This window comes from Mesorhizobium sp. M2A.F.Ca.ET.043.02.1.1 (genome assembly GCF_003952405.1).
Classification (GTDB): domain Bacteria; phylum Pseudomonadota; class Alphaproteobacteria; order Rhizobiales; family Rhizobiaceae; genus Mesorhizobium.
The window spans coordinates 4928663-4945465 of the sequence record NZ_CP034445.1; the positions used below are offsets into that span (position 1 = coordinate 4928663).

The 16803-nt window shown below is 64.3% G+C and carries 14 protein-coding genes; 6 read left to right on the forward strand and 8 right to left on the reverse strand.

What is annotated here, in order from left to right:
* Positions 1-53 precede the first annotated feature (53 nt).
* Both EJ068_RS23365 and EJ068_RS23370 read right to left on the reverse strand, forming a co-directional pair.
* Positions 54-1541: an NAD-dependent succinate-semialdehyde dehydrogenase gene (locus EJ068_RS23365; RefSeq protein WP_129554895.1), complete on the reverse strand. Its 1488-nt coding sequence runs from the start codon at positions 1539-1541 to the stop codon at positions 54-56.
* A gap of 18 nt (positions 1542-1559) precedes the next feature.
* A complete protein-coding gene (locus EJ068_RS23370; protein WP_127252888.1) occupies positions 1560-2786 on the reverse strand; it encodes an iron-containing alcohol dehydrogenase in 1227 nt (408 codons plus the stop codon).
* A 224-nt stretch (positions 2787-3010) separates the two neighbouring features.
* Here EJ068_RS23370 and EJ068_RS23375 point away from each other — a divergent pair, with 224 nt between their 5' ends.
* The 4 genes from EJ068_RS23375 to EJ068_RS23395 all read left to right on the forward strand — a co-directional run bounded on the left by EJ068_RS23375 (position 3011) and on the right by EJ068_RS23395 (position 6899).
* A complete protein-coding gene (locus EJ068_RS23375) occupies positions 3011-3709 on the forward strand; it encodes a GntR family transcriptional regulator (RefSeq protein WP_127252889.1) in 699 nt (232 codons plus the stop codon).
* A gap of 15 nt (positions 3710-3724) precedes the next feature.
* Entirely contained in the window at positions 3725-4318 is a 594-nt protein-coding gene (locus EJ068_RS23380) for a DJ-1/PfpI family protein (protein ID WP_112130067.1), read from the forward strand.
* A 403-nt stretch (positions 4319-4721) separates the two neighbouring features.
* Positions 4722-6122, forward strand: coding sequence for an NAD(P)-dependent oxidoreductase (locus EJ068_RS23385; protein ID WP_127252890.1), 1401 nt, complete (start codon positions 4722-4724; stop codon positions 6120-6122).
* A 525-nt stretch (positions 6123-6647) separates the two neighbouring features.
* Positions 6648-6899 carry a DUF768 domain-containing protein gene (locus tag EJ068_RS23395; RefSeq protein WP_126062491.1) on the forward strand — a complete coding sequence of 84 codons (252 nt, stop codon included), beginning with the start codon at positions 6648-6650 and terminating at the stop codon, positions 6897-6899.
* Positions 6900-6929: 30 nt separating this feature from the next.
* Here the strand turns inward: EJ068_RS23395 and EJ068_RS23400 are convergent, their stop codons facing one another.
* Positions 6930-8048, reverse strand: coding sequence for a P1 family peptidase (locus EJ068_RS23400; protein WP_127252891.1), 1119 nt, complete (start codon positions 8046-8048; stop codon positions 6930-6932).
* A gap of 7 nt (positions 8049-8055) precedes the next feature.
* The gene (xseA, locus tag EJ068_RS23405; RefSeq protein ID WP_128298042.1) at positions 8056-9621 is read right to left on the reverse strand and encodes an exodeoxyribonuclease VII large subunit; all 1566 of its coding nucleotides are present in this window, start codon (positions 9619-9621) and stop codon (positions 8056-8058) included.
* Positions 9622-9742: 121 nt separating this feature from the next.
* Here xseA and EJ068_RS23410 point away from each other — a divergent pair, with 121 nt between their 5' ends.
* Complete coding sequence (locus EJ068_RS23410) at positions 9743-11953, forward strand: EAL domain-containing protein (protein ID WP_127250086.1); 2211 nt, start codon at positions 9743-9745, stop codon at positions 11951-11953.
* Positions 11954-12057: 104 nt separating this feature from the next.
* Here EJ068_RS23410 and EJ068_RS23415 read toward each other — a convergent pair whose 3' ends face one another.
* Positions 12058-13014 (reverse strand): LysR substrate-binding domain-containing protein, encoded by a 957-nt coding sequence (locus EJ068_RS23415; RefSeq protein WP_127250085.1) that lies wholly within the window; start codon positions 13012-13014, stop codon positions 12058-12060.
* Positions 13015-13252: 238 nt separating this feature from the next.
* Here EJ068_RS23415 and EJ068_RS23420 point away from each other — a divergent pair, with 238 nt between their 5' ends.
* On the forward strand, positions 13253-13543 hold the full coding sequence (locus EJ068_RS23420; protein WP_042640975.1) for a DUF1127 domain-containing protein: 291 nt from the start codon (positions 13253-13255) through the stop codon (positions 13541-13543).
* A gap of 235 nt (positions 13544-13778) precedes the next feature.
* Here the strand turns inward: EJ068_RS23420 and EJ068_RS23425 are convergent, their stop codons facing one another.
* From EJ068_RS23425 to EJ068_RS23435, 3 genes are all read right to left on the reverse strand, one after another.
* Positions 13779-14129, reverse strand: coding sequence for a hypothetical protein (locus EJ068_RS23425; RefSeq protein WP_127250084.1), 351 nt, complete (start codon positions 14127-14129; stop codon positions 13779-13781).
* A gap of 139 nt (positions 14130-14268) precedes the next feature.
* Positions 14269-15285 (reverse strand): DUF937 domain-containing protein, encoded by a 1017-nt coding sequence (locus EJ068_RS23430; RefSeq protein ID WP_127250083.1) that lies wholly within the window; start codon positions 15283-15285, stop codon positions 14269-14271.
* Positions 15286-15386: 101 nt separating this feature from the next.
* Positions 15387-16760: a glutamate--cysteine ligase gene (locus EJ068_RS23435; RefSeq protein WP_127250082.1), complete on the reverse strand. Its 1374-nt coding sequence runs from the start codon at positions 16758-16760 to the stop codon at positions 15387-15389.
* Between the last annotated feature and the right edge of the window lie 43 nt (positions 16761-16803).

A 16803-nucleotide genomic window follows, 5' to 3' on the forward strand; every position in this document is an offset into this window, starting at 1 on the left:
GAACTCGGGGACATGGTCGCGAATACGGAATGGATCTTTCGCCATCTGTCTCATCAGATCGTCACGGCGATGTATTTCGCCTCCATGAACTCGGCGATGCCGTGCTTCTGGCCGCCCTCGCGCCCAAGCCCACTCTGCTTGACGCCGCCGAAGGGCGCGGCAGGGTCCGACATCAGGCCGCGATTGAGCGCGATCATGCCGGACTCGATCTTCGACGCCATGCGCATGCCTTTCGCAAGATCGCGCGTGTAGATATAGGCGGCAAGGCCGTATTCGGTATCGTTCGCCTTTGCGATGACCTCCGCCTCGTCCTCGAAGCGGCTGATTGGCGCCACGGGACCGAATATCTCCTCATGAGCCATGGCGGCGTTGGCCGGCACGTCGCTCAGCACCGTGGGCGGATAGAAAAATCCTCGGCCCTCGGCGACCGCGCCGCCGCACAGAATCTTGGCGCCGCGCGCGACCGCGTCCTGGACGAGCCGATCGATCTTGTCCACGGCTTTCCTGGTGATCATCGGCCCGCATTCGGTTTCCGAATCCGTGCCGGGGCCGATGGCGAGCGCCGCCATGCGTTTGCGCAGGCCTTCGGCGAACGCATCGTGAATGCCCGCCTGGACGTAGAGCCTGTTGGCCGCCGTGCAGGCCTCGCCGGCATTGCGCATCTTGGCGATCATCGCGCCGTCGAGCGCCGCTTCCAGATCGGCGTCGTCGAGCACGATGAAGGGCGCATTGCCGCCAAGTTCCATCGAACAGGAAATGACGTGCTTCGCCGCCTCGCCGAGAAGCACGCGGCCGACGCCGGTCGAGCCGGTGAAGGAGAGCTTCCGCACGCGGGCGTCGGCCAGCATTGCCGCGATCACCGGCCCCGGATTCGAGGTGGTGATGACGTTGACGACGCCCGGCGGCACGCCGGCTTCCTCGTAGAGGGCGGCAAGCGCGTAGGCCGTCAGCGGCGTCTCGCTGGCCGGCTTCAGGATGACGGTGCAGCCGGCGGCAAGCGCCGGCGCGATCTTGCGCGTGGCCATCGCCGCCGGGAAGTTCCACGGTGTTATCAGAACGCAAATGCCGATGGGCTGGAAGTCGACCACGATCCGGTTCGCGCCCGACGGCGCAAGGCCGAACTCGCCGCTGATGCGAACCGCTTCCTCCGCGTTCCAGCGGAAGAACTCGGCCGCATAGGCGACTTCGCCGCGCGCGTCACGCAGGGCCTTGCCGTTCTCCAGCGAAATCAACGCGGCCAAGGTCTCGGCACGTTCGGTCATCAGCTCGAAGCAGCGCCTCAGGATCTCCGACCGCTTGCGCGGCGGGGTCTCGCGCCAGCTGGTCGCTGCCTGTGCCGCCGCCTCGACCGCTGCCGCGGCGTCGGCGAGCGTCGCGTCCGGGACCGCGGCGATCACAGCTTCGGTCGATGGATCGACCACTTCGATGACACGGCCGTTCGAGGAGGGGCGCCATTCGCCACCGATATAGAGTCCATGCGAAAACGCGGCATATTCAGTCATGTCGGGATCCTGGTCGAATAGGTCTATCGAAATGTTCATGGGTTTGGGCTCCGTCCCTCACATCGTCACGGCGGACATATCGCCGCTGTAAGCAGCCCTGACCAGGCGCTGCATCGCGGGCAGGTCGAAGGGGCGGGGATTGTTCTTGATCAGCCGGTCGATGCCGAGCGCCTGTTCCGCCGTCCAGTCGATCTTGTCCTCGGCAAGACCGAGGTCAGCCAGCGTCCGGGTGATGCCGATGGCGTTGAACAGTCGCGCGACTTCCGTGATTGTGGCATCGGCCAGCTGACCGGCATCGCGGTCCTGGCGCGGCAGGCCAAGCGCAATGCCGATTTCCGCGATATCCGAGCTTGCCGCCGACAGGTTGTAGCGCATCACATAAGGAAGCATCGTGGCGACGCCCAGGCCATGCGGCGTGTGGGTGAGCGCGCCGACCGGGTACTGCACCGCATGGGCGGCGGCGGTTCCCGCCGTGCCGAAGGCGCAGCCGGCGGCCAACGCTCCCATCATGACATCGGCCCGTGCATTCTCGTTCGACCCGTCGCGATAGGCTGCTTCGAGACTGCGGCCCAGGAGCCTGATCGCCAGAAGGGCGAAATGATCGGTCAGCGCGCTCTTGCCGACGAAGACATGGCGTTGCGCCAGATCGGCATCGGCGCCGCGTCTTGCCGCGGTGAAGGCCTCGATCGCATGCGTCAGCGCGTCGGCGCCGGCGATGGCGGTCAGTGATGGCGGGCAGGTCGCCGTCAGGTCCGGGTCGCACAGAGCGACCGCGGCAATGAGATGCGGGCTGGAGATACCGACCTTCAGCGTCCGCTCCGGGTCGGAGATCACCGCGACGGGAGTGACTTCGGAACCCGTGCCGGCCGTGGTCGGCACAGCGATAAGGGGAAGGGTGGGGCCCGGCACTTTGAACTCGCCATAATAGTCCTGGAGCTTGCCGCCATGGCTGATGAGCAGCCCGGCGCATTTGGCCATGTCGAGGCAACTGCCGCCCCCGACGCCGATCACCATGTCCGGCCTGAATCCCTTCGCCTCCGCGATACAGGCGCCGACGCTGTCACGCGGCACATCCGGCAAGGTGCGGTCGTGGACGAGCGTGTCGATCACGGCAGCCTTCAGCCCATCGAGCATCTCGATGAACTCAGGCGTGCCGGCGAGCCGTTCGTCGGTGCAGATGAATGCGCGCCGGCCATATCGCCCGGCAATGGCCGGCAGCGCATGGCGCTGGCCCTTGCCGAAGAGGATTTCGCGCGGCAGGCGCGCGGCTGCAAAGAGGGTCATGGACTGAGATCTTTCGAAAGAGACTGATGAACAAACGTCGTGATCATCGGTAGGGGCGGCCTTCAGTTCGGACGCCGGTGCTTCGTCGGCTTCTTGCTCGCGTCGTTGAGTGCGGAGTGAGGTTCCTAGCCCATCCGTTCGTATCCTCTATAAAATCGTATAGGATATCCTATTGAATTGACCGGAGCATCGTGTTAGGGCTTGCTCCTGTCAAGAGGAAACCGATGGAAAATCCCGACCTGACGGTTGAAACCGAAGCTCGCTCAAGCGGCCGCATCCTGCGCGCCAACAGCTTGGCGGGCGATGTTTACGAAGCAATCTTCGCGCAGTTGATGTCGCTGAAGATTCCACCCGGATCGCGCATTACCGTCGACAACCTCGTCAGGGAATTCGACGTTTCACACACGCCTATCCGCGAAGCGCTCGGACGCTTGGAGGGCGAGGGCCTGGTGGTCAAGACCCACCTGATCGGCTATCGCGCGGCCCCGCAAATCACCCGGCGCCGGTTTGACGAGCTTTACGAGCTGCGCCTTCTGTTGGAGCCCGCTGCCGCCGCCAAGGCTACGGCAGCGCTGGACGAAGAGCGCCTCGCGGTGTTGCAGGAAGCGGCGGGCGTGATGGCGCGGCGGGTGGGGAAGGACGAGCGCCTGCGCTATTCCAATTTCGCGCGGCAGGACGCGATCTTCCACGACAAGATCATGGAGTTCGCGCAGAACGAGCTCATCCGCGAGACGCTGAACCACCAGCATACGCACTTCCACATTTTCCGCCTGATGTACCACTCGCGCGTCACCGAAGAAGCGCTGGATGAGCATGAGGCGATTCTCGCTGCTTTCGCGGCCGGCGACGCGCATGCCGCCGAGAAGGCGATGCACGTGCACATTGAGAATTCGCGGGACCGCCTCCTGCCCGCCTTCGAGTAACCGAAAGGACAAGTCATGCCAGCCAAGAAGATACTGATGCTGACCGGTGAGTTCACCGAGGAATACGAAATCTTTGTTTATCAGCAGGCGATGGAAGCCGTCGGTCACACCGTGCACGTCGTTTGCCCCGACAAGAATGCCGGGGACGTGATCAAGACCTCGCTGCACGATTTCGAGGGCGACCAGACCTATACCGAGAAGCTCGGCCACTATGCCCTGATCAACAAGACGTTCGCCGACGCGGAGAAGCAGCTCGATCAGTACGACGCCGTCTATTGCGCCGGCGGCCGCGGACCAGAATACATCCGCACCGACAAGCGCATTCAGGCGATGGTGCGTCATTTCCACGAAACGAAGAAACCGATCTTCACCATCTGCCACGGCGTGCAGATCCTGATCGCGGTCGATGGCGTCGTACGCGGCAAGAAGGTCGGTGCGCTGGCGGCCTGCGAGCCGGAAGTGACGCTCGCCGGCGGCACCTATATCGACCTGTCTCCGACGGAGGCTTATGTCGACGGCACGATGGTTTCGGCCAAGGGCTGGACGGCTCTCGCCGCCTTCATCCGGGAATGCCTGAAAGTGCTCGGCACGGAAATCCGGCACGGGTAAAGCATGTCTCCCGAAAGTGGCAACCGGTTTCGGGAATCAAAAACCTAAAGCGCATGGGGCTATCTGAAAAATCGCGACGCGCTTTAGGATCTTCGGGACGCAGAAAGACTTGGAGCAGGTGGCCGATTCCAGACGGAAGGCGCACCGCTCCAAGTACACAACGATTCCAATCGTTCATCTGTCGAAGAGTGGCTGTTCTTCGACGGCAGCGGAACCCGAGATTATCCAATCCGGCCGGCTTTCCGGCCGACCAACCGATGGTCGGTCTGTCGCCGTTCAGAGCCGACAGACTCTAGACTCCTGCGGCAAATCTCTCGCTTGCGACCCGGATATGCCGTTTCACGTTGCTCCATCGCATAACGGATTGGAGTAGCTGGAGATAGTTGCAGGGAAACGACGCATCATGACATCGGCCAATATTCTGATCTGCGATTTTGTCGGCCTCCGGTTTGGGGCCGATGGCAATCCCGACCATAGCGAGGTCAAGGCCTACATCGAAGCCAAGGGGGGCGTGTTCCACCAGACAGGCATCGCCAAGGCCGGCGCGCTTGACCCCGGCAAGCTGCATTTCTTCTACCAGCCGCAATTGAGCACGCGCGACGAATTGCTGGCCGAGGCCGGCGACGGCCGCTACGACGCCGTCATCGCCGCCGCGACGTTCATTCCGGCCGAGACCAGGTTCCGGCTCGGCGGGGTGCGCATCGGCGCCGGCACCGGCAATATGGGCTCGGCATCCTGGGGCGGCGGCAGCGGAGAAGGCGGCGAAGCGCCGCTGATGAACACGCCCGGCATCAACAGCCGCGCCACCGCGCAGATGGCCATGAAGGCGCTGCTGAAAGTCAGGCCTGACCTTCCAGTTGACAAGCTCAACGCCCTCGTTGCCGGCGGGCAGTTCGATACGGGAAAGGACCTGCGCCATTACCCGACCGAGAAGCTCGAAGGCAAAAGACTGGCGGTGATCGGCTATGGCAATATCGGCCGGGAATTCGCCAGGCTCGGCCAGGCCTTCGGCATGCGGGTCGCCATTCATGCGCGGCCCCGTCACCAAAAATGGATCGAGCTGGAAGGCTTCGACTACGCCGCAACCATGGAAGACGCGGCGCGCGGCGCCGACGCGCTTTCAGTCCACCTTGGCCTCGGTGCTTTCGATCCCGGCGCGCAACGATACGCCAATGCCGGATTGATTGGAGATGAAGTCCTCTCCCTCCTCAACCGCGGCGCCGTGCTTATCAACTATGATCGCGGCGAGCTGGTCGATGTTGCAGCGCTGGAGCGCGCGCTGGCGTCAGGGCGCGTTTCCCATGCGGCGATCGATGCGGACCTGTTCAGGGACGGCGGCACGCTTTCGGGACCAATGCTGCCCTATCTCAAACTGGTCGAAGCCTATAGCCCGCGTCTGGAACTTCTCCCCCATGCCGCGGCCGACACCGATCACCCGTCTCGCGTCGCGGGCGCCAGGCAGGCGGTCGATCAGATCCATGCGGTCATCACCGAGCGTCAGGTTACCAATCTGAAAGGCTCGCTGCCTCCGGGTTTCGTCGATATGGGGGCGAAAGTCCCTCCCGGTATCGGCGGCATTACGCCTCGGCACCTCGCGGCACTCGCCGCGGACCAGGCGGTTGCCGCCGACTTGGCCGGTGCGGGCGCTGTCGTGGCCGGATTCTGGGAGCGTCTCCTGGCTGCATCCGTGGAAGAGCGGGAGGCGCTGCTCTCTTCGGAAGGCGAATTCTTCGCCGAGGCGGCGAACCGGCTCTCTACCTTGCTGCGCAACCATCATCTTTCCGGGCCGTTCACGTCAAAATAATCCTTAGGTTTCGCTCTCAGTCTCCAGCGAGCACCAACTCGTCCTGGATGTGTTGCTGGCGCGCGACTCCGAACGCGCCAGCGCTGGCATGCTGACGCATCTGAGGACCGTCGAACCAACCTTTTGGGGAGGTAGCCGCCCGGACGGCGGAGCCCCGAGTCGACATTGCAAGAGGATGCCACTATATAGCGCCTGCTCCGGCTCGGGCCGGGGCAGCGTTGACCGGGAAGCCGCGATACGGTTTGTGATGCAAATGCGCTGTCGAAGTTAGAAAAAGGCAAGCAAAAACAACGACGACGGCCTTCTGTCGATCCCGGCCCACCATTCCATCATTCTCAATGATCTGAACGTGCACCTCGAACCCTTCCATTCCTGCGGCTCTGCGTCTCATGGCCAAGATGTCTTGTCTCATGGCCAAGATGTCTTGCCGGTCGGGGGCGACTCGGTTCGAATGGGGCATGCATCCTTTGCAGGGTGCGGACGTTCATGGCTACCAACCGGCTTTGCCGCCAGGGAAGAAGCAGTATGAGTGAACATGCGATCGAGTTCTTGCGCGGATGGATTGGCGAGAAAGTCCAATGCCAGCATTCGCCGATCCAGATCGAGCAGGCCGAGACTCTCGCCAAGGAGTGCTGCGCCAAAGCCGCCGAGGCAGGCATTCTCCTCGAGGACATCCAGGAAGAGGTCGGCGACATCCAGGAACTGATCGCGTCGCGCCTCGAGGAAGCCGCCGAAGAGGGCAATAGCGAAGCCAAGCCCGACACGCCGGCGGAGTGAAAACGTGCCGGCGCGGGCAGACGGTATTTCTTAGCCGAATTTCTCCTTTAGCCAACCCTTCGGCAGCGCCGGCACGAAATTGCCGTCGCGTCCCGTCATGTCCTCATTGGCGGTGAGCGCGTTGAGGATCGCCTCCTCGACGCCTTGCACGACCGCGTCGAAGAACGGATCGATGTCGACATCGGGGATGAACTCCGCGCGTCCGATGCGCCCGGAAGCGCCAAGCGCCGCCTCCGGATTGGCGGTTGAGAACGCCAGAAAGATATCGCCCGAACTGTGGTAGCCATAGCCGCCGGTCATGGCGATGCCGAGCGGCACGCGCCGGGCGAGCCGCTTCATCTGATGCGGCAGGAACGGGGCGTCGGTGGCGACCACGGCGATGATCGAACCCTTTTCGGCGCGCGCCGTCGCCTCGCGGATCGCCGGGTCGACAAGCTCCTGCCCGATGCGCCGGCCGCGAATGGTGAAATTGTGCCTCTTGCCGAAATTCGACTGCACGAAGACACCCAGCGTGTAGCGCTTGTCTTGCCATTCGACGATGCGCGAGGCGGTGCCTGATCCGGCCTTGAAGCCGAAGGTGATCATCCCGGTGCCGCCGCCGACGCTGCCTTCCTCGATCGCGCCGCCGCGGGCCCTGTCGAGCGCGGCGACGACATGCTCCACGCTCACATGATGGCCATTGATGTCGTTGAGGAAGCCGTCATAGGTCTCGGCCGCCACCGGCAGGCCCCAGCCTGTGTCGAGCGCGGCTGGCAGCACCTTGTGCATCCAGCGCAGCGTGGCGTCGCGGGTGACGCCGCAGGAATGCGTGTTGGTGATGGTGACCGGGAAGTTGAAGGCGCCGGTCTCCTCGATGATATGCGTTCCTGTCAGCTCGCCATTGCCGTTCTGGCTGAACACGCCGGCGAAAACCGGCGTCGCGAGTTCCTGAACCGGCCCTGGCAGGATCGCGGTGACGCCGGTGCGCACCGGTCCGTTGCCGACACGCAGCGGACCATCGCCGGAAATCAGCGTCGTGTAGCCCACCGACACGCCTGGAACGTCGGTGATGGCGTTGAAACGGCCTGGCGTGCCGTCGAGCGCGATGCCGAAGGAGCGCAGGCGCGGCTTGCCGGAAGGCGTGCGAAGATGCGGGTCGTGACTGCTCATGCGGTCCTCAGAACAACGAGCCCTGATTGCCCGGCTCCCTGGCCTTGGCGGACGGCTTCGCGGCCAGCTTCGGCCGCGCGCCGCCGCTGGTGGCGATGGCCTCGGCAGTGCCGTCGGCGAATTCAAGCTGCAGCGCCGCGCCCGGCGCCAATTCCGCGACCCGCTTGATGACGGCGCCGTCGGCGTCCTTGACCAGCGCGAAGCCGCGCGCCAGCACGGCTTTGTGCGAAAGAGTGGATAGCAGCCGGTCGGCCTGGGTCAGCGCCGCGCGAATCCGGTCGAGCCGCCGTGCCAGCGCCTGGTCCTGCCTGCGCGACAGTCCGGCCAGCGCGTCGGCCTGCAGCTTCTGGCGCCGGGCGATCGGAGCCGGCGACAGGCGCGTCGAATTGCGCTGGAAGCGCTGGCGCCGCTCGCGCACGATGGCGAAGAACGCCGCCCGCGCCCGCGCGATGTCGCGGCCGGTCAGTGTGCGGGCCTCGTTGACGCGCCGCGACAGGGTCGCCGGCGTCAACCTTTGCCGCTCCAGCGTCGCCCGCTTGCGCTCGATATTCACCGTCAGCCCGCGGCCGAGGCGGCTGGTCGCATCGTCGAAACGGCGGCGCGGCAGCGCCAGCAACTGGTCGGGCGAGGGGAGCGCGCGCGCCGCCGCGCGCACCGCCTGGCGTTTGCGCTCCAGATGCCGCGAAGCGCAGGCATTGAGCCGCGCGCCAAGGCTGGCCAAGGTAGCCTCCAGGTCCGCCCTGACCGGCACGGCGATCTCGGCCGCGCCCGTCGGCGTTGGCGCGCGCCTATCGGCGACGAAGTCGATCAGAGTCGTATCGGTCTCGTGCCCGACGGCCGAGATCACGGGGATGGACGACGCCGCGACGGCACGTGCCAGCCCTTCGTCGTTGAAGCCCCAGAGGTCTTCGAGGCTGCCGCCGCCGCGCGCCACGATCAAAACGTCGGGCTGGCGGATAGGTCCGTCCCAAGTCAGCGCGTTGAAGCCGTTGACGGCCGCGGTGACTTCCTTGGCCGTCGTCTCGCCTTGGACCCGCACCGGCCAGACCAGCACATGGAGCGGAAACCGGTCCTTGATGCGATGAATGATGTCGCGGATCACCGAGCCCGTCGGCGAGGTGACGACGCCGATGACCTTGGGCATGAAGGGCAGCCGTCGCTTGCGGCCGGCGTCGAACAGGCCTTCGGCCTGCAGCCGGCGCTTGCGCTCTTCGAGCAGCGCCATCAGCGCGCCGGCGCCGGCCGGCTCAAGATTGTCGATGACGATCTGGTAGTTGGATTTGCCGGGATAGGTCGTCAGCCGGCCGCTGGCGATCACCTCCATGCCTTCCTCGGGGCGGAATTTCAGCCGCGCCATGGTGGTCTTCCAGACCACGGCATCGATCCGCGCCCGGTCGTCCTTCAGCGCGAAATAGGCGTGGCCGGACGAATGCGGGCCGCGATAGCCGGAAATCTCGCCGCGCACCCGCACATTACCGAAGGCGTCCTCGACAGTGCGCTTCAGCGCGCCGGAAATCTCGCTCACCGTGTATTCGGTGGCGTTGCTGCGTGATTCGGTTGCTGTTTCATTCATCGCCGGATTGGGGAACGCTTATCGGCTCGCGTCAAGCCGGGAGAACCCCTGCTAATATTATAACGTGATTTTAAGCCCGATTTGCTTTCACTGACGGCACAAGAGCCGGCCAGGAAACGCGATGAGCGCACGCCACGACAGCAGCCCGTTGACGCACCAGGTCACGTTGACCGTGCTGACGCTTGCCGCTTTCGCGTTGGCGATTGTCGTCGACTTCGGCTTCTACGCCGCCAATCAGGCCGACGAGGCTTCACTCGAACGGCAGAAGATTTTCATCGCCGATGGGCTGAACGACCAGATTGCCGCGGTCCAGCGCGAGCAGGAAAGCGTGACGGTCTGGGATGACTCGGTAACCAATGTGAGGGCGGGCAATCAGGCCTGGATCGAGGAAAACCTCAGCACCTGGATGTACAGCTACTACGGCCACAACCGGGTCTACATCCTTGACGCCGCCAACCATGCGATCCACGCCATGCGGGAAGGCAAAGTCGTTGCGGCGTCGGCTTTCGGCGAGGACGAGCCGGAATTGCGGCCGACCATCGACAAGCTGCGCCACATGTTGGGTGAGCCGCTGAAGGCCGACGCCTCCGGCCAGCCGGCCAAGATGGTCGCGCAGGATCTCGTCTCGCTCCAGGGAAAGCCCGCTATTTTGAGCGTCATGCCGCTGGTGCCGAGCTCGGATCGCGTCAGCCAGGCGCCTGGCACGGAATATCTGCATATCTCCGCCGAGTTCATCAACGATGCCGTCATCGGCAAGATCGCGGCAAAATACCTGCTCGATGGCGCGCGCCTGGTGCCGTTGTCCGAGCCGGTTGGCCCGGCCGCCGTGCCGCTGGTCGATTCGCGTGGTGTTATCCTCGGCTATATCGGCTGGGACCAGTTGCGGCCCGGCCTTACCTTGGTGCGCAAGATCGCTCCGGCCTTGGCGATCGCGCTGCTCGTGGCGGGCGGCGTTCTGGTGTTCCTGCTGCGCCGATTGCGTCGCGCCTCAGCCGCGCTGCAGACCAGCCAGGACCAGGCGCAATATCTCGCCTTCCACGACACGCTCACCGGCCTGCCTAACCGGGCGCTGTTCGAGGACCGGTTGCGGCGCATGCTGCTCTTCGCCGGCCAGGACGGAACGCACGTTGCGCTGCTTTACCTCGACCTCGATCGCTTCAAGCACATCAACGACACGCTCGGCCATCCGGCCGGCGACGAGCTCGTGCGCCAGACGGCGGCGCGGCTCAAGCATACGATCCGCGAAGCCGATACTGTCGCGCGGCTCGGCGGCGACGAGTTCGCTGTGATCCTGCTCGACATTCCCGACGCCGGAAGCGTCGAAGATATCGCCGAAAGGCTGCTTATGAAGCTGCGTGAGCCGTTCAGGCTCATTGGCGACCAGGTCTTCGTCGGCGCGAGCATCGGCATCGCGCTCTCGTCCGGACCGGATACGGATGCCGACGACCTGCTGCGCAAGGCCGACATCGCGCTTTACGAGGCCAAGAAGAACGGTCGCGGCCGCTACGAGGTGTTCGCCGGCGACATGGACGATCTCTTGTTGCGCAAGCGCAAGGTCGAGTCGGAACTCCGCAAGGCGCTGGACGGCGACGGCGGCATAAAGCTCGCCTATCAGCCGGTTTTCGCGGCCGACGGCCGCCGGATTCTCGGGGCCGAAGCGCTGATCCGCTGGGGGCATGAGGTGCACGGCGCGTTGCCCGCGGCGCAGTTCATCGCGATTGCCGAAGAGCGCGGCCTCATCGGCGAGCTCGGCAAATGGGCGCTGAGCGAAGCGTGCCGCTTTGCCGCCGGGACCGAACTTCCCTGGATCGCCGTCAACATCTCGCCGATGCAACTGCGCGATGCCGGCTTTGCCGAACAGATCGCCGGCATCCTGAAGGAAACCGGACTCGACCCGTCCCGCCTGCAGCTCGAGACCACCGAGGGGGTGCTGCTCGAGCACAACGACGCGATCGGCGCCGTGATTGCCGCGCTCCGCCAGTCCGGCGTGCGCATCGTGCTCGACGATTTCGGCGCAGGCTACTCTTCCCTCAGCTATCTGCGCCGCCAGGCGATCGACAAGTTGAAGATCGACCGTTCCTTCGTGCGTCTGCTCGACGAGGACGAAAGCGCCCGCGCAATCGCCAAGACGCTGATCGAGCTGGCGCTGGCCCTGAAGGTCGAGGTGACTGCTGAAGGCGTCGAGACCGACGCGCAGAAGGCCTTGCTGGTCGGCATGGGTTGTCTCCAGATGCAGGGCTATCTGCTGTCGCCGCCGTTGGAGCCCGGCCAGTTGCTTGCGCTGCCGGGTGTTTCGTCAGCCGGCCCGGAGCGTTCCGTCGCTCGGGCCTAGAGCAGTTCGTCGTTTCACGGAAACGGCGAACCGCTCTATCTCTTTGTCTGGACGCAATTCCTGACGAAAAACCGCTTCACACTTTTCCTGGAATTGCTCCCGCCTTACCAGCCAGGCATGATCTGGTTGGCCTTGACCCGCTTCATCTTGGCAAAGGCGAGCGCCGCGAAGTCGAAGCCTCCCGCCTCTTCGCTCGCCGGCACGGAAATGTTGTCGAGGCTTTCGGCGATGTGACGAGCCAAGGCGTCGACGATCTCCGGCTGTGAGGTCTGGCCGCGCATGATGCCGATGCGGCAGTCCGGCAATTGGCCGAAGCCGTCGGCCTCGCCGAGCACGCGCATGCCGGGCCTGAGCGCGCATTCCGGCAGCACCGAGACCGCCAGGCCGGAAAGCACGGCCGCGGTGATAACGGTGGCCGAGAAGCTGGAGAACAGCACGCGGTAGTCGCGGTTCTGCCGGTCGAGCACGTCGACAGCCGCACGCCGCCAGATGCAGTTCGGCCGGCCGAACGCCATCGGCAGGGTTTCCTGTTCATGCGTGGCGTGGTTGGCCGAGGTGACCCACAAAAGCGGCTCGCGCCGCACCACTTCCGACTGGCCGCGCGTGTCGTTATGCGTGACCAGCGCTAGGTCAAGATTGCCGCGCTTGATGTGTTCGACAAGCCCCGGCGTCGGCTCGCAAACGACCGTCAGTTCGACACGCGGATTGGAGCGCGAGAAGCGCGCCATGATCTCGGGCAGGAAGCGGTCGGCATAGTCGTCCGGCGTGCCGATGCGGATCGTGCCTTCGAGGCGCTGGTCGTCGAAGGCGGCGAGCGTCTCGCGGTTGAGGTAGATCAGCCGCCGCGCATAGGAAAGCAACCTGTCGCCCTCCTCGGTCAGCTTGTTGGTGCGGCCGTCCTTTTCGAACAGCGGCTTGCCGATCCGCTCCTCCAGCCGCCGCATCTGCATCGACACGGCCGACTGCGTCCGGTGCACCTCCTCGGCCGCGCGGGTGAAGCTTCCTGTATCGGCGATCGAGATGAAGGTTTGCAACTGATCGAGGTCAAGCGGCGCTTTCATCGGTCCAACCTATCATTGATGTTGATGCTAGAGATTAAAAACATTCGTTGGATTAATCAATCGCGCGATGGCAAATTGTCATTGTCCACATGAGAACAGTGCAAGTCGCTCAGAAGTGGTTCCCGGTTCTGGGGACAACGACATGCATCACATCAATGAATGGAAACCGGAACGGCGCTTCTCCCAAGGCGCCGATTGGCTGGTTTCGTCCGCTCGACTCCTGGAAGGAGAGACCGAAATGACCACGATTGAATTCGCCTCCGAGACTCCGCGCATCACCACGCGTCCGGCCGTTGCGACGCTTGTGGTCAATGCCATCGCCAACAGCTACCGCGCCTGGAAAAACCGTCGCGCCTTCTATCGCCTCGGCGAGATGTCGGACGCCGAGCTTGCCGATATCGGCCTGACGCGCGGCGATCTCCATGTCGCGATCGACGTGCCCTTCGGCCGCGATCCGACGGCGAAGCTGCGCGTGATCGCCAGCGAGCGCGCCGACACGATCGAGGACCTTGCTCGTCAGGTAGGCTGAAGGGCGGCGTTTCCCTCGGATTTCCCGTCGCGCTGACCCTTTTCACGGCTCGGCGCGACCAAGCTTCATGCAGGCTCCCACACTCCCTGCCGGTTCCCCGCCGGCCAGCCTGCAAATTGCCCGGTTCTCCTCCAGGACCGGGCATTTTTTATGGGCTTCGACTCATGACCGGAAGCGTTGGTTGCAGCCAGACGCAATTTGGTGAAACCAGCAAAGCCGTCTAGGAACGCAGGCTCTAGTCTGGCGCCATCTGGCAATCGGGGCCGACCCACTTACCCGTTGTAATATCCAACTCGGCATCCATGTTTGCGGCGCTGCACACGGGATATCGATCGTCACCCTGTCGGGCCTTGCTGCGGCTTCTGTATTGATTGACGAGGGTATCGTGGTCGGGCTGCTGCGAGCCCCCCTGCCGCAGTGAAAGCTGCATCATGCAATTGGCGAAAGCATCCGTACCTTGTTCAAAACCGAAGCCAACGCATTGCGCCTCGTTCTTCGAGCTTTGGCCGGCGTTTCCGTTGCTTGTTGTGCAGCCCATCAACGATACGGCAAGCATCAGTAGCAACATAGAGGACGAAGGGCGCATCCGCTTTTCCTTATGATCCATCATACTCGGTAGTGAAGTTTGTGGTCGAAAACACCCTGCAAGCAGTCGCGGCGACGATCGCGGCGCATCTGCTCGGGTCTCTTGCTCGCGGAACGTCGCTCCGGGGGCGTTCGGGGACTCAACGCCGGTCCATGTCGCGCTTGAACTGGTCGAAGATCGTCTCCACGCCCTTCTGATATTCGTCGCGCTGCTGCGCGCCGGTCTCGAACATCTTGCCGAAGATGTCATCGAACGGGTTTCGCGGACGGCCGCTCGGGTTGGCCTGCGGCTGTTGCGGCGCGCTCTGCTGCGGTTGGCGCTGTTGCGGCTGCGGCGCCGGCTGCCCGCCGGGCGCGCCGAAGCCGCCACCGCCCTGGCGCAGCATCTCCTCGAAGATCTTGCCGAGCGGATTGTCGCCATAGGGGCTTTGCGTCTGCTGGGGCTGGCTTTGCGGCTGCGCGCTGCCGCCGAACATATCCTGCAGCACCTTGCCAAGCGGGTTCTCGCCGTAGGGATTGGGCGCTTGCTGTGTCTGGCTTTGCGGCTGCGCCGCGCCGCCGCCGAACATGTCCTGCAGCACCTTGCCGAGCGGATTCTCGCCATAGGGATTGGGCGCCGGCGCCTGCCGCGTTTGCGGCGCCGGCGCGAGGCCGCCCTGCCGCATCATCTGCTCGATGATCTCGCCGAGCGGATTGCCGCTGCCGCCGAAGGCCTGCATCTGCCCCCCGGTCAACTGATTGTTGGTCTGCTTGAACAGCCCGCCCATCATCATCGAGGCCATGGCCGGCAGCATCTGCTGCAACACCTGCTGGCTGAGCCCCGTCGCCTGCGCGGCCTGGTTCGCCACGGCGCGCGACAGCTCCTTCGAGCCGAACAGATGGCCGAGAATGCCATTACCCTCATCGATGCCTTGCGGCGAAAAGGCTCTTGTCGCATCCTCGAAATATTTGGCGTGCTGGCCGCTCGCCATCGCCGTCATGAAGGCGCCCATCCCGTAGGGATCGGCGGTGTTGCGCTGGAGCCCCTGCGAGAAGGCGGGCAGCAGCGCCTGGACCGCGGCCTGCGTCTGCTGCATCGAAAGCCCATATTGCTGGGCCAGCGCCTGCATGCCGGCGCCATTCTGGGCTTGGGCAAAAATGTCGAACAGGGAAGGCATTGGGTTCTCCTCCGACAATATCCTCGTCGGAGAGCCTAGTTCGTTTCCATCACCGATTGAAGCGGCTTTTGCTGCCCAACCGCTCGGCGTACACCGGACAGTTAATAGGCATATTCCATGAACACCGGCTCGATCGAGCCGCCCCAGCGCGTGTGGTAGGCCGACAGCATCTCCTCGGCGCTGGTGGTGCCGCGCGAGACGACCTCGTCCAGCGTGTTGAGGAACGACGTCTCGTCATAACCGTCGCGGTTCTTCTTGCCGCGGTTCTTCAGGCCCATGCGCGAGATGGCGAGCACGTCGCGGGCGACGTCGCGCAAGGTGGCGTTGCGGAACGGCGCCGCGATGCCAAGCTCCGGCACGGCATTGCGCATCGCCAGCGCTTCCTGATAGGTCCAGCTTGCGGTCAGCGCCTCGACGGCGTCCAGCGCCTGCTCGTCATAGAGTAGCCCGACCCAGAAGGCGGGCAGGGCGCAGATGCGACGCCACGGGCCGCCATCGGCGCCGCGCATTTCGAGGAAACGCTTCAGCCGCACGTCGGGGAACAAGGTAGAGAGATGGTTCGCCCAGTCGCCCATGGTCGGCAGGCCGTCGGGGATTTCATTGCGCGCCGCACCCGCCATGAACTGGCGGAAGGTGTAGCGCGTCATGTCGTGATACTGGCCGTCGCGGATGACGAAATACATCGGCACGTCGAGCGCCCATTCGACATAGTCGGCAAAGCCGAAATCGGGCGATAAGCAGAATTCAAGCATGCCGGAGCGTTGGTTGTCGGTGTCGCGCCAGATGTCGCCGCGCCAGCTCTGCAGCCCGTTCGGCCGGCTCTCGGTGAAGGGCGAGTTGGCGAACAGCGCCGTCGACAGCGGCTGCAGCTTCAGCGACACCTGCATCTTGCGGCGCATGTCGATCTCGCTCTCGAAGTCGAGATTCACCTGGATCGTGCAGGTGCGGTACATCATGTCGAGGCCCTTGGTGCCGACCTTCGGCATGTAGCGCGTCATGATCTCGTAGCGCGACTTCGGCATTTTCGGCGTGTCGGCCAGCGACCACTTCGGGCTGCCGCCAAGGCCGAGGAAGCGGATACCGAGCGGCTCGGCGATCTCACGCACCTGCGCCAGATGCGCGTTGCCCTCGCGGCAGGTCTGATGGATCGATTCCAGCGGCGCGCCGGAAAGCTCGAACTGGCCGCCGGGCTCCAGCGAGATCGCGCCCTGTCCGGTCGGCTCGACAAGGCCGATGATGCGGCCGGCATCCATGATCGGATCCCAGCCGAGCTTTTCCTGCATGCCTTCGAGGATGGCGCGGATGCCGCGCTCGCCGCCATAGGGCACCGGCGCGTTGCCGTCGACATAGAAGGGGAATTTTTCGTGCTCGGTGCCGATGCGCCATTTGTCGCGCGGCTTGTTGCCGGCGGCCAGATAGCCGACCAGTTCGTCGATCCCTTCGATGGGCTGGGTATCGGTCGTGTCGCGCGCCATGAGGCCCCTCCGAGCGCTTTGCCCCGGAAATCGGCATCGACTT